A 17,471-nucleotide genomic window follows, 5' to 3' on the forward strand; every position below is an offset into this window, starting at 1 on the left:
TCGCGAACCCGGGCCGGGCCGCGAGGCGCCGGCCTTCGTCCGCCCTGCGTCCCGGCCCCGGAGTACTACTTGGACGCTTTGTTCGTTTCCACCCTGGCCGTGGCCGTCGCCGAGATCGGCGACAAGACCCAGCTGCTCGCGCTCGTGCTCGCCGCGCGCTACCGCAAACCCTGGCCCATCATCGCCGGCATCCTCGCCGCCACCCTGCTCAACCACGCACTGGCCGGCTGGTTCGGCAGCCTCATCACCGCCTGGGTCGATCCGCAGTGGCTGCGCTGGGGCGTGGTGATCTCCTTCCTGGCGGTCGCCGCCTGGGCGCTGGTGCCGGACAAGCTCGACGAGGGCGAAGTCAAAGCTCCCCGTTTCGGCCCCTTCGTAGCCACCCTGGTCGCCTTTTTCATCGTCGAGATCGGCGACAAGACCCAGGTCGCCACGATCGTGCTGGCCGCGCAGTACACGCCGCTGTGGCAGGTGATCGCCGGCACCACCCTGGGCATGGCGGTCGCGAACGTGCCGGTGGTGGTGCTGGGCGCGCGCTTCGCCGCGAAGCTGCCGCTGAAGGCCGCCCGCTGGGCCGCCGCGGCGCTGTTCGCCGGCCTGGGCCTGTGGGTCGCCCTGCGCGGCCTGCCCGGCGCCCTGTGAAGGACCGGCAAGCGGGGCTGTCCCGAAAGTCCACCTGACAGGCCGGGACGGCCCGGCTATCCTCCGGGCACCCCTGCGACCACGGCCCCCGGCGTGAGCACCCTGCGCGAAACCTTCGAAGACGTCGTCGCCTCGCTACGCGACCGGCCGGACGAGATCCTGCTGGAAGTCGGCGCCGGCGGCGAACTGCTGGTCGCGCGCCTGCGCATGCTGCTGGCCGGTCTGCTCCTGCTGCTGCCGCTGGTGAACCACCTCTCCGGCGGCAGCCTGCAGGAAACCGCCGCCGGCCTGGTCGGCGTGATCCTGGTCCTGCTGCTCAGTCGGCTCTGGCTGGGGCTGGCGCAGCGCAAGCGCCGGCACGCCTGGCTGCCGACCGTGTCGGCCGGCTTCGACATCACCATGGTCAGCCTGGTGCTGGCGCTGCTGAGCCTGGAAACCCCGGTCGCCACGCTCAACAGCGCCGTGGTCTGGTGCTGCTACCCGCTGGCGATCTTCGCCACCGCCCTGCGCCACGACCTGCGCGTCACCCTGTTCGCCGGCCTGATGGCCCTGGTGCAGTCGGCCCTGCTCTGGCTGGCGGTGGTGCAGATGACGAGCGAACCGCTGGTGTCGGCCGCCTACGGCACCGTCAGCACTTCGAGCCAGCTGCAGCGGCTGGTGCTGCTGGTCGCGGTCACCCTGCTCACCGCCGTGGTGGTGTTCCGCGCCCAGCGCCTGACCCAGCTGTCCGGCACCGACGGCCTGACCGGCCTGCCCAACCGCAGCTTCCTCAACACCCGGGTGCCGCAGCAGGTGGCCGAGGCGCGCGCCGACGGCCGCACGCTGAGCCTGGCCCTGATCGACCTCGACCACTTCCGCCACATCAATGCCGAACTCGGCCACCTGGCCGGCGACCGCGCCCTGCGCCACGCGGTGAAGGTGCTGCGCAGCGAACTCGGCCACCAGGACGCGCTGATCCGGGTCGGCGGCGAGGAGTTCGTGCTGGTGCTGCGGCTGCCGATCGGCGCGGCCTGGGAGCGGATGGAAGTGCTGCGCCGCAAGCTCGAAGCCCAGCCCTTCGTGCCCGAGCCCGGCGTCGAGCCGCGCAAGCTCACGCTCAGCGCCGGCCTGGCTGGCTGCCCGCAGGACGCCAACGACCTGTCGGGCCTGATGAAGCGCGCCGACCAGCGCCTGCGCCTGGCCAAGGACAACGGCCGCAACCGGGTGGTCGCCCGCGAGGGCTAGGGCTCGCCTTGCCGGGGCCGGGGGCCTGCACTACCCTGCCGCATCTCCCGGGGATTCCCATCGCATGATCAGCAGCATCCTTTTCGGCCTGTTCGGGCTCGCCGTCCTCATCGGCATCGCCTGGCTGTTTTCCAGCAACAAGCGCTCGGTCGACTGGCGGCTGGTGATCACGGGCATCAGCCTGCAGATCGGCTTCGCGGCCCTGGTGCTGCTGGTGCCGGGCGGCAAGGACGTGTTCGACGCGCTGGGCGACGGCTTCGTCAAGATCCTGGGCTTCGTCGGCGCCGGCTCGAACTTCATCTTCGGCGGCCTGATGGACACGTCGAAGTACGGCTTCATCTTCGCCTTCCAGGTGCTGCCGACCATCATCTTCTTCGCCGCGCTGATGGGCGTGCTCTACCACCTGGGCGTGATGCAGTTCATCGTGCGGGTCATGGCCTGGGCCATCACCAAGGTGATGCGCGTGTCCGGCGCCGAGACCACCAGCGTCTGCGCCAGCGTCTTCATCGGCCAGACCGAGGCGCCGCTGACCGTGCGGCCCTACATCCCGAAGATGACCGAGTCCGAGCTGATCACGATGATGATCGGCGGCATGGCCCACATCGCCGGCGGCGTGCTGGCGGCCTACGTCGGCATGCTCGGCGGCGGCGACCCGGTAGCCTCGGCCTATTACGCCAAGCACCTGCTGGCCGCCTCGATCATGGCCGCGCCGGCCACCCTGGTGATCGCCAAGCTGCTGATCCCGGAAACCGGCAACCCGCTCACCCGCGGCACGGTGAAGATGGAGGTCGAGAAGACCACCTCGAACGTGATCGACGCCGCGGCCGCCGGCGCCGCCGACGGCCTGCGCCTGGCCCTGAACATCGGCGCGATGCTGCTGGCCTTCATCGCCCTGATCGCCCTGCTGAACTGGCCGCTGACCTGGGTCGGCGAAGTCACCGGCCTGGCCGAATGGCTCGGCCGCCCGACCGACATGGCCACCCTGTTGGGTTACCTGCTGGCCCCGATCGCCTGGGTGATCGGCGTGCCCTGGGCCGACGCCACCACGGTCGGCGGCCTGATCGGCCAGAAGATCGTGCTCAACGAATTCGTCGCCTACCTGCAGCTGGCCGAGATCGTCAACGGCAACGTCGAGGGCGTGGTGCTGAGCGAGAAGGGCAAGCTGATCGCCACCTACGCGCTGTGCGGCTTCGCCAACTTCAGCTCGATCGCGATCCAGATCGGCGGCATCGGCGGCCTGGCCCCGGAACGCCGCCAGGACCTGGCGAAGTTCGGCCTGCGCGCCGTGCTCGGCGGCACCCTGGCGACCTTCATGACCGCGACCATCGCGGGTGTGCTGACCACGATCGGCGGCTGATGCGGTGAGCGGCACGGTCGTCGTCGTCGGTTCCTACAACCAGGACCATGTCTGGTCCGCCGACGACCTGCCCGAACCCGGCGCGACCCGGCTGGGCACCTACGCCAGCGGCCCGGGCGGCAAGGGCTTCAACCAGGCGGTCGCGTCGGCCCGCGCCGGCGCCCGCACCAGCTTCGTCACCGCCCTGGGCGAAGACCTCGCCGCCAGCCACGCCTTCGCGCTCGCCCAGGCCGAAGGCATCACCCTGCTGGCGCAGATCCATCCCGACCTGCCCTCCGGCGCCGCCGGCATCTTCGTCGATGCCCAGGGCCGCAACGTGATCGTGGTCGCGGCCGGCGCCAACGCGGCGCTGTCGCCGGACTTCATCCTCGGCCAGCGCGAGCGCCTGGAAACCGCCGCGGTGGTGCTGGCCCAGCTCGAGGTGGCGACGGAGGCGATCGCGTCGGCGCTGCGCATCGCCAACATCGCCGGCGCCGCGACCATCCTGAATCCGGCCCCGGCGAACGCACCCACCACCGCCGGCCTGCTGGCCCAGGCCGACATCCTGACGCCGAACGAAACCGAGTTCGCCGCCCTGCTCGAACGCCACGCCGACCTGCAGGTCGACCCCGACCGCCTGGCGACGATGAACGACGCCGCGCTGCAGGACCTGTGCCGCCAGCTCGTGCGCGACGGCACCGTGGTGATCACGCTCGGCGCGGCCGGCGTGTTCGTCTCGCACCCGTCCGACAACCTGCGCGGCGACGAGACCTCGCACTACCGCATGGCCGGCGTGCCGGCCCGCACCGTCGACACCACCGGCGCCGGCGACGCCTTCAGCGGCGCGCTGGCGGCCGCGTTGGCGGCGGTGCCCAAAGGCCGCTTCCGCGACGCCGTGGCCTACGCCAACCGCTACGCCAGCCGTTCGACCGAGCGGCACGGCGCCGCGCTCGCCATGCCCTACGCCGCCGACCTGGCGCCCGCGCGCTGAACCGGCGCCGCGGCGCGCCCGCGATAGAATGCCGCCATGCAGCGACGCCGCTTCCTGACCTTCAGCGCGTGGAGCGCCGCCACCCTGGCCGTGGCCGGCGGCGGCGGTGCGCTGTGGCTGTCGGGTCAGCCGGCACCGATTGTCGGCTTCGATTCGATGGCGCAGGCACGCGAATGGCTGCAGGCGCTGGCCACGAATCCGGCCGCGCGCTCGCTGACCGACTGGCCGCTGGCCCAGGTGCTCGAACACTGCGCGCAAAGTGTGGAGTTCTCGCTCGATGGCTTTCCGCAGCCGAAGCCCGCCCTGTTCCAGGACACGGCGGGCGCGCTGGCCTTCGCGGCCTTCAACCGCCGCGGCGCGATGCGGCACGGCCTGACCGAAGCGATCCCCGGCGCGCCGCCGCTGGCCGCCACCGACCTGGCCGCGGCCGCCGCGCGCCTGCACGCCGCCTTCGACCGCTTCGAGGCGCACGACGCGCCGCTGCAGCCGCACTTCGCCTACGGCGAGCTCGACAAGACCCGGTACACCCGCGCCCACCTGCTGCACCTGGCCAACCATGCCCAGCGCATCGCCCTCGCCTGAGCTGCGCATCGGGCCCTACGCCATCGCGCCGCGCGTGGTGCTGGCGCCGATGGCCGGCGTCACCGACAAACCCTTCCGCATGCTGTGCAAGCGCCTGGGCGCCGGCCTGTGCGTGTCGGAGATGACGACGTCCGATCCGCGGCTGTGGAAAACCGAGAAGTCCCTGCACCGCATGGACCACGACGGCGAACCCGCGCCGATCAGCGTGCAGATCGCCGGCACCGTGCCCGAGATCCTGGCCGAGGCCGCGAAGTACAACGTCGGCCACGGCGCCCAGATCATCGACATCAACATGGGCTGCCCGGCCAAGAAGGTCTGCAATGCCTGGGCCGGTTCGGCCCTGATGCGCGACGAGGCACTGGTGGCGCGCATCCTCTCCGCCGTGGTGAAAGCGGTGGACGTGCCGGTGACGCTGAAGATCCGTACCGGCTGGAACGCCGAGAACCGCAACGCGCTCACCATCGCCCGCATCGCACAAGACAGCGGCATCGCCGCCTTGGCCGTGCACGGCCGCACGCGCGACCAGCAGTACACCGGCTTCGCCGAATACGACACCATCGCTGCGGTGAAGGCGGCGCTGCGCATTCCGGTGCTGGCCAACGGCGACGTCGACTCGCCGGAGAAGGCCGCCTTCGTGCTGGAACACACCGGCGCCGACGCCGTGCTGGTCGGCCGCGCCGCGCAGGGCCGGCCGTGGATTTTCCGCGAGATCGCGCACTACCTGGCCACCGGCGAAAAACTGCCGGAACCGACCGTGCCGGAAGTGCGCGACATCCTGCTCGGCCACCTCGAACACCTGCACGCCTTCTACGGCGAAGTCTCCGGCGTGCGCATCGCCCGCAAGCACCTGGGCTGGTACGCGAAGGACCGCCCGGAAAACGCCGCATTCCGCAGCGTGGTGAACCGCGCCGAGAGCGCGGACGACCAGCTTCGACTCACGCGCGACTACTTCGACGCCCTCGCCGCCGGCCTGCCCTGGGAGGCCGCCGCAGCGGCCTGAGCTTCCGGCGCGGCCGGCGCTCAGCCGGCGGTGACCCCGCAAGGCCGGTGCGCGCCTGCGGGCGCGGCCGCCGGCATCGTCCAGATCCGGCGCCACATCTGCGGCAGCCGCTCGGCCGCATCCCAGGGCCAGCGCAGCTGTTCGGGCCGCACTTCACGCCAGCCCCCGCCCGCGCGTTCGGCGACGACGAACTGGAAGGTGTAGTCCGGCTCCACGCCCATGCGCAGGTCCGACAGCACCAGCCGGCCCTCGCGCGCTTCGGACTTCATGAAGCGGTGGTTGAACCAAAGGAGTCGCGACACGGACTCAAAACCGGCGACCTCATCGAGCGCCCGGACGTCCGACCGATAGTCGCAAAAACGCATCGCCCCGCGATCCGCCACCAGCGACCGCTCCCCCTCCAGATACCCCTCCGGCGTCATCACCACCACCCGCCACAGCAGCGTGGTGAAGGGCATCGGCACCGAGAACCGCGGCGCGTCCTGCAGCCCGCGTTCCGCCAGCGTGCGCTCCGCCGCGCGCTCGACCAGGCCCTTGGCCACCAGCGACCAGCCCAGGTAGGCCGTGCTCAGCGCCAGGCCGGCCACCAGCGCGGTCTGCGCCGCCGGCCGCCAGTTTTTCACCCAGGCCAGCGCGCAGGCCACCAGCAGCGGCAGCGTGTACAGCGGGTCGATGATGAAGACGCTCGACCACATCGCCGGCGGCGGCGACAGCGGCCACCACAGCTGCGTGCCGTAGACGGTGAAGGCGTCGAGCAGCGGATGCGTGACCAGGGCCAGGGTGATCGCCCAGTACCAGCGTTTCGGCGCTTCGCTCACCCGCCCGCCGCGCGTCCGGAAGAAGGCCCAGACCAAGGCCGCCAGCGGCGCCAGCACCAGCAGCGAGTGCGAGGCCGAGCGGTGCCAGGTCATGTTGCGCACCGGGTCCACGTCCATGGCCATCAGCGCCAGCGCGTCGAGGTCCGGGAAGGTACCGAGCGCGGCGCCGGCCAACAGGGCCGCGCGGCGATGGCGGGCGGGAGCGATGGCGCCGGCGACGGCCGCGCCGAGCACGAACTGGGTCAGGGAATCCATGCCGCCATGCTAGCCGAGCCGGCGGTGAGCGCGGCGTGGCGGCCTCAGGCGGCGTAGGCCAGGCGCAGCGGGCGGCGCCGCGGCTCCAGGCGGGTCTGCACGCGACCGTCGTGGCCGAGCAGGCACAGCGCGCCCTCGGCATCTTCCGCCAGGGCGGTCAGGCTTTCGACCCAGTCGCCGTCGTTGGCGTAGACCAGGCCGTCCACCTCGCGCAGCGCGGCGCGGTGGATGTGGCCGCAGACGATGCCGTCGAGCCCGCGCCGGCGGGCGTCTTCGATGCCCGCGTGCACGAAACGTTCGATATAACGCTCGGCCGCCCCGCTCTGCCGCTTCAGGAAATCCGCCAGCGACCAGTAGCGCAGGCCCATCTGCCGGCGCGCGAGGTTGGTGACGCGGTTGCCGGCCAGGATGCGGTCGTACAGCCAGTCGCCGAAACGTTCCTGGAAGCCGCCGAAATGCGTGACCGCGTCGTAGTCGTCGCCGTGCGTCACCAGCAGGCGGCGGCCGTCGGCCAGGGTGTGGATGGCGCGCCGGCGCACCTGCATGTTCGGCAGCATCAGGCCGCAGAAGCGGCGGATCGGGCGGTCGTGGTTGCCGGGCACGTAGATCAGCTCGGTGCCGGCGCGCGCCAGGTCGTGCAGGCATTCGACCACGCGGTGCTGGTCGGCGCCCCAGGCGGCGCGGCGCTGCGCCATCCACCACAGGTCAACGATGTCGCCGACGAGGTACAGGCGCCGCGTCTGCAGCCCGGACAGGAAGTTGGCCAGCTCGGCGGCATGGCAGTTCTTCGACCCCAGATGCACATCGGAGACGAAGACCGCCCGCTGCTTCGGCAGGGCGGCCGCGGCGCTCACGCCGCCTCCGGCGCCGCCAGCGGGGCCGCGCCCGCGTCCAGGTAACGCTCGCGCTTGCGCGGCCGCACGCGCGCCAGGTCGAGCTCGATCAGCCCGTCCACCGAATTGTTGAAGTCCGGGTCCACGCCGAAGGCCAGGAATCGCGCGCCGCCCGGCTCGCACAGCTCGGTGTACTGCTTGTACAGCGTCGGCACCCGCGCGCCCAGGGCCCCGAGGTTGGCCTTGAGCACGCGGAAGCCGGTTTCCGCATCGATCTCGCCGAAGGCCGGCGGCGTGGCCAGGAACCGGAACGGCCGGTTCGCCGCCACCGAGCCGTCGCGGCAGCCGAAATAGCGCTGGTAATAGGCGACCAACTGCTCGCGCGCGGCAATCGGCAGATCCGCGCTGATCGACACCGGCCCGAACAGATAACGCACCTCCGGATGCGCCCGCAGGTAGGCCCCGATGCCCAGCCACAGATAGTCGAGGCTGCGTGTTCCCTGGTAGGCCGGCGCCACGAAACTGCGGCCCAGCTCCATGCTCTGGGCCAGGCGCTCGAGCATGGTGCACGGGTAGCGGAACAGGGTGGACGTGTAGAAGCCTTCGAGCCCGCGCTCGGCCAGCACGCGCTCGCCGGGCGCCACGCGGTAGGCGCCGGCGATCTCCAGCGCCTCCGGGTCCCACAGCACGATGTGTTCGTACCAGCTGTCGTAGCGATCCAGGTCCAGGCGCTTGCCAGTGCCCTCGCCCACCGCGCGGAAGGTCAGCTCGCGCAGGCGGCCGATCTCGCGCAGCAGGGGCGAGTCGGCGGCCAGCGGGCCGGCGTGGATGCGCTTGCCGTCGGGCGTGCGGCCCAGCAGCGGCAGGCGCGCGAGTTCGCCCAGCAGCAGACGGCGGTCGACCGCATGCACCAGCGGCTCCGGACCGGCCGGCCGCGTTTCGCGGCGCGAGCCGATCGCGTACAGGGCCTGGCGGATCGAGGCCAGGGCCTTTTCCGGTGCCTGCGGTTCGGGAAGCGCACCGGGCCGGCCGATGCGCAGTTCGATGCGGCTGCCGCGGCGGGCGAAGATCTCGCGCGGCAGCAGGGCGGTGCCGGCCGGCTTGTACAGGGCAGACGCACCGTAGAACAGCGCGGAGTTGCGCGCGCCCACGCGCACCGGCAGCACCGGCGCACCGGTGGCCCTGGCGAAGCGCACGAAACCCTGGCGCCAGCGCCCGTCGCGGATGCCGGCCAGGCCCAGCCGCGACACTTCGCCGGCCGGGAAGACGATGACGCACTCCTCGCGCTGCAGTGCCGCCTCGACCGCGGCCAGGCTGTCGGGCGTGGGCCGGCCGCCGAGGATGCGCAGCGGCAGCAGGTGCTCGCGCAGCGGCGCGATGCCGGCCAGCACGTCGTTGGCCAGGATGCGCACGTCGCGGCGGAGGCCGGTGACGAAGTGCAGCAGGGCCAGCGCGTCCAGCGCGCCGGAGGGATGGTTGGCGACGATCAGCAGGCGCCCGGTCTGGGGAATGCGCTCGCGCTCGACCTGGTCGACGGTGTAGCGCACGTCCAGGTGGTCCAGCGCCGCCTCGATGAAGGCGCGGCCGCAGAGGTGGCCGTTGGCGGCCAGGAAGGCCTCGGCCTCGTCGAGCCGGGCCAGGCGACCCAGCCCGCGCAGCAGCGGCCGGGCGAAACGGGCGCGCCGGCCCTGGAACCAGTGCGGGTAACGCTCGGCCAGTCGGCGTTCGAGCTCGGTCATCGGTCGGGGTCCGGGGTCGATGGCCGGCAGCTTGGGCGGCGCGCCTGACAGCCCGGTGAAAACCCCGCGTCAGCCCGGTGACAATCGCTTAACGCAGGTGCAACCTCGGGGGGCGCAGGATGCACCCCGGGACCCGGGCGTGTATCATGCCCGGCCCCAACCATCCTTTCATCTCAATCAAGGGATATAAGCGACGATGTCCAGCTACCTCTTCACCTCCGAGTCGGTCTCCGAAGGCCACCCGGACAAGATCGCCGACCAGATCTCGGACGCCGTCCTCGACGCCATCCTGGCGCAGGACAAGCGCGCGCGCGTCGCCTGCGAGACCCTGGTGAAGACCGGTGCGGCCATCGTCGCCGGCGAAGTCACCACCTCGGCCTGGGTCGACATCGAAGCCCTGGCGCGCAAGGTCATCAACGACATCGGCTACAACAATTCCGACGTCGGCTTCGACGGCCACACCTGCGCCATCATCAACATGCTCGGCAAGCAGTCGCCCGACATCAACCAGGGCGTGGACCGCAAGAAGCCGGAAGAACAGGGCGCGGGCGACCAGGGCCTGATGTTCGGCTATGCCTGCAACGAGGCCCCGGAATTCATGCCGGCGCCGCTGTACTACTCGCACCGCCTGGTCGAGCAGCAGGCCAAGGTCCGCAAGGCCGGCAAGCTCAAGTGGCTGCGCCCGGACGCGAAGTCGCAGGTCACCCTGCGCTACGAGAACAACAAGATCCTCGGCCTCGATGCCGTGGTGCTGTCCACCCAGCACGACGAGGACATCAAGCAGAAGGCGCTGGTCGAGGCCGTGTACGAGCACATCCTCAAGCCCGTGCTGCCGAAGGAATGGCTGAAGAACCTGCCCAAGTCGAAGGTGCACATCAACCCGACCGGCAAGTTCGTGATCGGCGGCCCGGTGGGCGACTGCGGCCTGACCGGCCGCAAGATCATCGTGGACAGCTACGGCGGCATGGCCCGCCACGGCGGCGGCGCGTTCAGCGGCAAGGACCCGTCCAAGGTCGACCGTTCGGCCGCCTACGCCGCGCGCTACGTGGCCAAGAACATCGTGGCCGCCGGCCTGGCCGACCGCTGCGAAGTGCAGGTCAGCTACGCCATCGGCGTGGCCGAGCCGACCAGCATCTCGGTCACCACCTTCGGCACCGGCAAGATCAGCGACGACAAGATCGAGAAGCTGATCCGCGCCCACTTCGACCTGCGCCCGTACGGCATCACCAAGATGCTGGACCTGCTGCACCCGATCTACCAGCCGACCGCGAGCTACGGCCACTTCGGCCGCAAGCCCAAGGAAATCACCTACACCGACGGCGCCGGCAAGAAACACACGGCGACGGCGTTCTCGTGGGAGAAGACCGACCGCGCCGAGGCGCTGCGCAAGGCGGCGGGTCTGAAGAAGTAAGTACTGCCCTCCTCTGCCGATTCGGGAGAGGACCGGGAGAAGGAAACGGGCCGCGAAAGCGGCCCGTTTTCTTTCGCATCACACCGCAGTTCCGGGCTCCCCCGGATCCAGCCACGCCTCCGCAAGCAACTTCCGAAACACGGCGTCCAAGGTCGGCACGACATCCACCGGTCGCCACGCGGGCGCGACCAGCGCTTCCAACCGCTCCAGCTCCGCTTCGACGAAGGCATTGATGCGGGGAATCGGCGGCGCCAGCCCCATCTCCGGCTGAACCCGCTTGCGGTCGAGCAATTCCTGGATATCGGCCAAGAGCGGCGAATCGTCGAGCATCTCCAGCAGCCGGTGGAATTCGATTGGCGCTGCCTCGCCATGTCGTTCAAGCCAACGCACCGCCAGCAGAGGCCGCAACACGTAGAAGTACTTCTTCAAGGGCACCCGATCGGCCCGGAGATAGCCGCGATAGTTGGTCTTGGCCATGCTGCGGTAGTGATAGATGCCCCGCTCGCAGGAATACACCTGCGGCAGCAGCGAGCGCGCCTCGTTGGCGAAGCTGCCGCGCTGCTGGTACAGGATCGGCGACTGGATCCACTCGACGAACGCGGGATTGGATTTCCAGAAGAGCCGCAGCGCCTTGCGCAAATCCCAGCCGTTGATGTCCACCTCGTCGACGATCGGGTACTCGATGACGTCGCGCTGCTCCTCCAGCCCGACGGCCAGGTACCAGTCGCGCCGATGTACGTAGATGAAGCGTGCGTCGTAGTCGCTGTCGGGGGAGGCGAAGCCCCAGGCCCGGCTTCCGGACTCGACGGCGAGCAGGACACGGACATCGTGTTCCTGCTCGGCGGCGGCCAGTCGAGCCTGGATGTCGGCGCGCACGGTTGCTCCGATAGGATCGGTGGAGGTCACTCGGCTTCCCTCAGTGGCAGATTCGACGGCCACGACGATACCCTTCCAGGCCGTCGGCGCGGTACATGACGGGCCCCATTACCGCGCCTGCGCCAAGGCCACCGCATCCGCCCCGGCCGGAAACCGCAGCTGGCCGGTCGTGTCCTGCACCGCCCGCCACACCGCCTCCGCCACATCACTCTCGCGCGTGGTCAGCGTCACATTGGCGAAGCCGGCAAACACCTTCTCCGCAAACGCCGCATACGCCGGCGGCACCAGGCCCTGCATGCGATCGCCACCATTCGCCGCGAAGGCCGTGGTCGGGCCGTAACCCGGCAGCACCAGCTTGCTGCGGATGCCAAACGGCTCCAGTTCGAACGCCAGCGACGCGGTGAACGCATCCACCGCTGCTTTGCTGGCCGAATACGCGGCCGCCAGCGGCATGCGCGCCAGCGTCACGCTGGAGGTGACGTTGACCAGCACACCACCACCCCGCGCCCGCAGCCGCGGAATCGCCGCCTGGCACACCGCCATCGTGCCGAAGGTGTTGGTGGCGAAGACCTCGTCCACCGTCGCCATCGGCGTGGCCTCGAAGGCGCCGACCACGCCGATGCCGGCGTTGTTGACGATCGCGTCCAGGTCGCCGGCGGCGTCCAGCGCGGCTTGGATGCTGCCCAGGTCGGTGACGTCGAGCGGCAGCAGCTGCAGGTTCGGCGAGGCCGGGAACAACCCGGGCTTCGGCGTGCGCATCGTGGCGACCACGCGCCAGCCCTGGGCGAGGAAGTGGCGGGCGGTGGCGAGGCCGTAGCCGGACGAGGTGCCGGTGATCAGGATCGATTTCATGGCGGAACTCCTTGGTTGGGGAGTCCAGCTTGGCGAACGGCACCCGGACGGACTACGCTCTGAAGTCCGGTTTTTGTTTGCGAGCGTCCGGAATGAGCGATCCGCTATCCGAAGTGATCCAGCGCCTGCAGCCCCGGGCCGTGTTCTCGCGGGCCATCGAGGGCGCCGGCGACTGGGCCGTGCGCTACGGCGCCTTCGGCCAGCCCGCCTTCACCGTGATCCTGGCCGGCCAGGCCCGCCTGGCCGTGGACGGCCAGCCCCCGCTGGACCTGCAGCCCGGCGACTTCGTGCTGCTGCCCGCCACCCCGGGCTTCACCCTGTCAGGCGGCGCGCCAACCCCGCCGGTGTGGCTGGACCCGCAGGCTGGGGGCATCGTGACCGACGAGAAGCCTCTCCGGCACGGCCGGCTAGGCGGCGATCCCGACTTCGTATCGCTGGGTGGTTGGTTCGAATTTGCCACCCCCGACGCCGCCCTGCTGGTGTCCCTGCTGCCCGGCCAGGTGCACGTGCGCGGCGTCGACCGCCTGACCCGCCTGGTGCAGCTGCTGCGCGAAGAAGCCACCGACACGCGCCCCGGCCGCGAACTGATGCAGGCCAGGCTGGTGGACGCGTTGCTGATCGAAGCCCTGCGTAGTGCGCCAGGAGCAGGCACACAGCCTGGACTCCTGCGTGGATTGGCCGATCCGCGTGTTGCGATGGCGTTACAGCAAATGCACGCCTGCGTGGAGCGCGCCTGGACCATGGCCGAGCTGGCAATGAAGGCTGCTTTGTCGCGCTCAGCGTTTTACGAGCGGTTTACGAGGGCGGTTGGCTTGCCTCCCATGGAGTACCTGCTTGTGTGGCGAATGACTGTAGCGAAGGGCTTGCTGGAGAGGGGAACCCAACATGTGGACGAAATCGCCGCTAGGGTCGGGTACCGCTCATCCAGCGCATTCGCGACCGCATTCCGGCGAACTGTCGGGTCACCGCCCGGAAAGTACATACGCGAACGAAAGACCCTACAAGAGATACAAAAATGACTGAACCCGAAAAAGGACGCTGCGATGCCGATTCTGTTTGACGACGACGAGGTGGCTTACCTGAATTGGGTCTCCGCGAACCCCAAAGGATTCGTGGTCAACATGGATAGGAAACGGCAAATGTCCCAGTACCCGATGATCCACTCGGCAAGTCACAAGCTGATATCCACGTCAAAGATCGGAAACTTCACCACCGGCGATTACATCAAAATATGCGGCCTAGATCGCAAGAAGCTGGAGAGTTTCTGCGAGAGGGAATTCGGGAAGCTGCCTTCTATCTGCGACAGCTGCACTTCGTAAGAAACATCTCAATCTTCAATTGGCAATCTGGCAACCGCACAGTCACGGGCCAACCAAAGGACAATATGGATACCCAAGTCCGTACACCCCAAGCCGTTTTCATGCAGCCTCAGCGACTGCTTGTCCCCCTATTCCAGCGCCCATACGTATGGAATGAAGAAATGCAATGGGAGCCGCTTTGGAAAGATCTGGTACGTGTCGCCGACCGCGTCATCCAGAAGCCCCTCGAAGCACAGCTCCCGCACTTTCTAGGCGCAGTCGTTCTACAGCAGATGCAATCGCAGGCTGGAGACCTTCAGCAGCGGACAGTCATTGATGGTCAACAGCGATTGACGACACTTCAGCTTCTGCTGGATGCGCTCCACGCGGAGCTGACCCAAGCCGGAGCGGCGGTGCCCGCCGCACGACTTAGACCGCTTATTGCGAACGACGAAGCATTTCGACGTCACAAGGAAGACCAGTTCAAGGTATGGCCAACAAATCGTGATAGAGAAGCCTTCAACGAAGTTATGGCGGCGCCCCCACCGGTGGACTACGCCGCACTGACGCATGGTGAATCCCGTATGGCTAGAGCACACGCGTTTTTCGCAGAAGAAGCGCGGGAGTGGCTGTTCGCCCAAGGAGTAGACGCGGTGTCTAGCCGCGCCGATGTCCTGGAAAGATGTGCACGCGAACTCCTTCAGTTGGTAGTCATTGACCTCACACCAACAGAAAACGCGCAGGAGATCTTTGAAACTCTCAATGCGCGCGGATCGGTTTTGACTGCAGCTGATCTCATCAAGAACTTCGTGTTCCAACGCATGCTTGAGCAGGGTGCCAACGTTGAAGAGGCATATCGCCGCTATTGGGCTCAGTTCGAAAGCCCGTTCTGGGAAGAAGAGGTCAATGTCGGCCGGTTCAACTATCCGCGCTCATCGGTATTTCTTAATCACTGGCTTATCTCGCAGACCGGCGAAGAGGTAGTGGCACGGGAGGTATTCACGCGATTCAAGGCCTATGTCGATTTCCAGGCTGGCTCCACGATGATCGAACTTCTGCGCGAAATTGACCGCGCGGCTGGCATCTACCGCAGCTTCATCGAGAAGGCCGACATCCTCGAAGGTCCGCTGGATCGCCTTGGACTTTTCGCTTATCGGCTACAGACGATGGAGAGCGAGGTCGTCAAGCCAGTTCTGCTGGCACTGCTAGATCGACCCGTGGACCCACTACCTGCTGAAGAACTGGGGCGCAGCCTCGACATCATAGAAAGCTGGTTTGTTCGTCGAATGCTGATCCGTGCGACGGCAAAGTCATATAACAAGCTATTCGCCGAGGTCGCCTCCCTCGTAAAGGCTACCCCGGCCAAAGCTATGGCTGCCGCATTGCAGTCCTTCTTCACCACTCAGACTGCGGAAACAAACTATTGGCCCGACGACGAGGAGGTTAGAAATGAACTCACATCGCTGCCGGCCTATCGACGGCTTGGCCGTGGGCGACTGCGAATGGTGCTGGAATCTATCGAAGACGATTGGCGCGGGTGGCGCCGCGGCCAAACTTCAGCAGCTGGAGTTCGAATCAGGCGCGGCACCTATGCCATTGAACATGTTCTACCGCAGTCGTGGCACCGCCATTGGCCACTCTCTTCAGGCGGCGTCGAACTCGAACGTGACGCACGCATTCACCGGCTCGGAAATTTGACCTTGCTAAGCAAGAAGCTGAATAGCACCTTGTCCAATGGTCCATGGCATGGCGCCAATGGCAAGGCCGCCCAGCTGCAGCTCAACGATGTCCTCTTGCTCAACTCGCATCTCTTGAAGGAGTTCGGAGCCACCACGTGGGACGAATCATCTATAGACCAGAGGACCGAAAAGGCAATCTCTACGATCTTGTCCATCTGGCGTGTGCCAGATGGACACAAGGTCGCTACTGCTCGCGCGTCGGAGACCCCATCCATCAATGTCGAGATTCAGGACCTCATGCTCGCTGGATCACTGTCAGCCGGACAGACACTGCATTCTCCGCGTGGGAAGCATAGTGGGCACACCGCGAAAGTTCTCGCCGACGGGTGCCTGGAAGTAGCCGGCGTCACCTACAACAGCGCATCGCTCGCTGGCATTGCCGTCCGCAAGCAACGGACCAATGGTTGGTATTTTTGGCGCCTCGAACCCGGGTCAAGGCGTTCGTTAAACGACCTACGAAACGAATATCTTCGCTCGCTAGGCCAGGATGTTGTTACGGACGACGACACGGGCAATCGATACGTTCGCTTCTGGACTCAGTTTTCAGAAGGCTTGACCAGTGCCGCCGGTCCTTTGAAGCCCCACAAGCCGGCCCCTCAAAACTGGACAGCGCTCGCCATAGGGCGAACCGGCTTTTGGCTGTCGCTCTTCGCCAGCCCGCGAGAAGACCGGCTGGCCGTAGAACTTGTAATCGACAGGGATCTAGCCAAAACCCGCTTTGCTCCTTTACGAGATCAAGCGCCGGAAATCGAAGCCGCCTTGGGATTTGAGCTGGAGTGGGAGGAGCTGCCGGGCTCTGCGCGGAGTCGCTTGCGGACTGTTCGCCGAGAATCTCCCATCGAGGACGAGTCTCAATGGCCCACTTACATTACTTGGCTGGTGGAAAGAGCTAATGCAATGGCATCCGTTCTGCGTGACCGGATCAGAAGCCTTCCCTAGCCACGGATTGGGCTGCCCCGGAGAATAAGTCACACGAGATGAGGCCTTGAGGCCATCAGAAGCCATTTCTGGAGCGATTATGGTTACGGCTCTTCTGGATATGGCCCTGGCTCCCCGGGGCCTGTTCCACCTCCGCAGATGCAGGACGATCCTGTGCCGCAGATGCCGGCGCTGAAGGTGTAGCCAGCTGAGCCGCACATCGAGGCGCAACGGCGACGCGCGGCAGCCACAGCTAGGGCGCACTGGTTTGAACTCGGCTTAGCTAATTCAGGGTCCAGAATAGTCGAGAACCCTCGGAGCACTGGCACGGAAGTACTAGTTGATGTTGATTCGGCCGCACTTATGGTTGCTACGAAACAAAACAGAAGACACAACGTTGAGACATGTCTGAGTCTCATAAGGCCTCCAGATTGAACTGATTGATGGAGTGCCCCGGCATAGCTTAGTCCGCGCTATCGGCCCGGCGGACAGGTTCAGAGTGCTTCCGGGGCGTCATGATTCTCCCTGCATACATGGACCGGGGCTATGAGTATCGAGCTAATCGCCGTGTAAGACTTTTCTTCGCCACCCATGACGCAAGGGATGGCACTTCCATTCTGTTGAGTGCTTTCAAAACACCCCACTCGACGTTCAATATAGGCAGAAGGAGGGGTCGAGACGACTCGGCCTATTCGTCCGGGTACTGTCCGGACCCGCCTGCCCATCGTTTGTTGAGCAAAAGAGCGAGAGGCCGTACAGTTGCGACGACAAGGGGAAATCCATGAGCAGGATCACCGAACCCCTACCGGGGGAGCTCATCCGGGTGCGGTTTCAGTTTCTGCAGAGGCGCCCAGAAGGCCTGCACCTAGCTGATCACTTTGGCGAGCTTGCAAACCGCGAACGTGCCCGTCTTCCTCTGAAATACTCTATGTTCCTGCGGGGAACGGCTAAGTAGCT

General features: G+C 67.2%; 14 protein-coding genes. 9 read left to right on the forward strand and 5 right to left on the reverse strand.

The window, feature by feature from the left end; all coding sequences use genetic code 11:
* Nucleotides 1–69: 69 nt before the first annotated feature.
* From E1B00_RS10295 to dusB, 6 genes are all read left to right on the forward strand, one after another.
* Nucleotides 70–642, forward strand: a complete 573-nt coding sequence (locus E1B00_RS10295) for a TMEM165/GDT1 family protein (protein WP_139448412.1) — start codon at nucleotides 70–72, stop codon at nucleotides 640–642.
* A 93-nt stretch (nucleotides 643–735) separates the two neighbouring features.
* Nucleotides 736–1,866: a GGDEF domain-containing protein gene (locus tag E1B00_RS10300; protein WP_139448414.1), complete on the forward strand. Its 1,131-nt coding sequence runs from the start codon at nucleotides 736–738 to the stop codon at nucleotides 1,864–1,866.
* 64 nt (nucleotides 1,867–1,930) lie between these two features.
* Nucleotides 1,931–3,223 (forward strand): NupC/NupG family nucleoside CNT transporter, encoded by a 1,293-nt coding sequence (locus tag E1B00_RS10305; RefSeq protein ID WP_139448416.1) that lies wholly within the window; start codon nucleotides 1,931–1,933, stop codon nucleotides 3,221–3,223.
* Between the two features lie 4 nt (nucleotides 3,224–3,227).
* Nucleotides 3,228–4,193 carry a ribokinase gene (locus E1B00_RS10310; RefSeq protein WP_139448418.1) on the forward strand — a complete coding sequence of 322 codons (966 nt, stop codon included), beginning with the start codon at nucleotides 3,228–3,230 and terminating at the stop codon, nucleotides 4,191–4,193.
* A gap of 36 nt (nucleotides 4,194–4,229) precedes the next feature.
* Nucleotides 4,230–4,775, forward strand: coding sequence for a DUF1569 domain-containing protein (locus tag E1B00_RS10315; RefSeq protein ID WP_139448420.1), 546 nt, complete (start codon nucleotides 4,230–4,232; stop codon nucleotides 4,773–4,775).
* 1 nt (nucleotide 4,776) lies between these two features.
* Nucleotides 4,777–5,775 carry a tRNA dihydrouridine synthase DusB gene (gene dusB / locus E1B00_RS10320; RefSeq protein ID WP_139448970.1) on the forward strand — a complete coding sequence of 333 codons (999 nt, stop codon included), beginning with the start codon at nucleotides 4,777–4,779 and terminating at the stop codon, nucleotides 5,773–5,775.
* Between the two features lie 20 nt (nucleotides 5,776–5,795).
* Here dusB and E1B00_RS10325 read toward each other — a convergent pair whose 3' ends face one another.
* Genes E1B00_RS10325 through olsF form a run of 3 tightly spaced genes read right to left on the reverse strand, consistent with a single transcriptional unit; the run spans nucleotide 5,796 to nucleotide 9,420 of the window.
* Nucleotides 5,796–6,848 carry a metal-dependent hydrolase gene (locus tag E1B00_RS10325; protein ID WP_139448422.1) on the reverse strand — a complete coding sequence of 351 codons (1,053 nt, stop codon included), beginning with the start codon at nucleotides 6,846–6,848 and terminating at the stop codon, nucleotides 5,796–5,798.
* A gap of 44 nt (nucleotides 6,849–6,892) precedes the next feature.
* Nucleotides 6,893–7,702: a UDP-2,3-diacylglucosamine diphosphatase gene (locus E1B00_RS10330; protein ID WP_139448424.1), complete on the reverse strand. Its 810-nt coding sequence runs from the start codon at nucleotides 7,700–7,702 to the stop codon at nucleotides 6,893–6,895.
* Nucleotides 7,699–9,420, reverse strand: a complete 1,722-nt coding sequence (gene olsF / locus E1B00_RS10335; protein WP_139448426.1) for a bifunctional ornithine lipid synthase OlsF — start codon at nucleotides 9,418–9,420, stop codon at nucleotides 7,699–7,701. The genes E1B00_RS10330 and olsF overlap by 4 nt, the downstream gene beginning before the upstream one ends.
* Nucleotides 9,421–9,616: 196 nt before the next feature.
* Between olsF and metK the strand changes: the two genes are divergently transcribed.
* Complete coding sequence (gene metK, locus E1B00_RS10340) at nucleotides 9,617–10,831, forward strand: methionine adenosyltransferase (RefSeq protein ID WP_139448429.1); 1,215 nt, start codon at nucleotides 9,617–9,619, stop codon at nucleotides 10,829–10,831.
* A gap of 78 nt (nucleotides 10,832–10,909) precedes the next feature.
* On the opposite strand, the gene E1B00_RS10345 is transcribed toward metK, so the two are convergent.
* Together E1B00_RS10345 and E1B00_RS10350 are read right to left on the reverse strand one after the other, a co-directional pair.
* Nucleotides 10,910–11,707, reverse strand: a complete 798-nt coding sequence (locus E1B00_RS10345; protein ID WP_246048655.1) for a nucleotidyltransferase domain-containing protein — start codon at nucleotides 11,705–11,707, stop codon at nucleotides 10,910–10,912.
* A 108-nt stretch (nucleotides 11,708–11,815) separates the two neighbouring features.
* Nucleotides 11,816–12,559: an SDR family NAD(P)-dependent oxidoreductase gene (locus E1B00_RS10350; RefSeq protein WP_139448431.1), complete on the reverse strand. Its 744-nt coding sequence runs from the start codon at nucleotides 12,557–12,559 to the stop codon at nucleotides 11,816–11,818.
* A gap of 92 nt (nucleotides 12,560–12,651) precedes the next feature.
* On the opposite strand from E1B00_RS10350, the gene E1B00_RS10355 reads away from it, so the two are divergent.
* Both E1B00_RS10355 and E1B00_RS10360 read left to right on the forward strand, forming a co-directional pair.
* On the forward strand, nucleotides 12,652–13,578 hold the full coding sequence (locus E1B00_RS10355) for an AraC family transcriptional regulator (protein ID WP_139448433.1): 927 nt from the start codon (nucleotides 12,652–12,654) through the stop codon (nucleotides 13,576–13,578).
* A 401-nt stretch (nucleotides 13,579–13,979) separates the two neighbouring features.
* Nucleotides 13,980–16,535, forward strand: a complete 2,556-nt coding sequence (locus tag E1B00_RS10360) for a DUF4268 domain-containing protein (protein WP_281280700.1) — start codon at nucleotides 13,980–13,982, stop codon at nucleotides 16,533–16,535.
* Nucleotides 16,536–17,471: the final 936 nt, after the last annotated feature.

The sequence above is a fragment of the Arenimonas terrae genome (assembly GCF_006265115.1).
GTDB lineage: Bacteria > Pseudomonadota > Gammaproteobacteria > Xanthomonadales > Xanthomonadaceae > Arenimonas > Arenimonas terrae.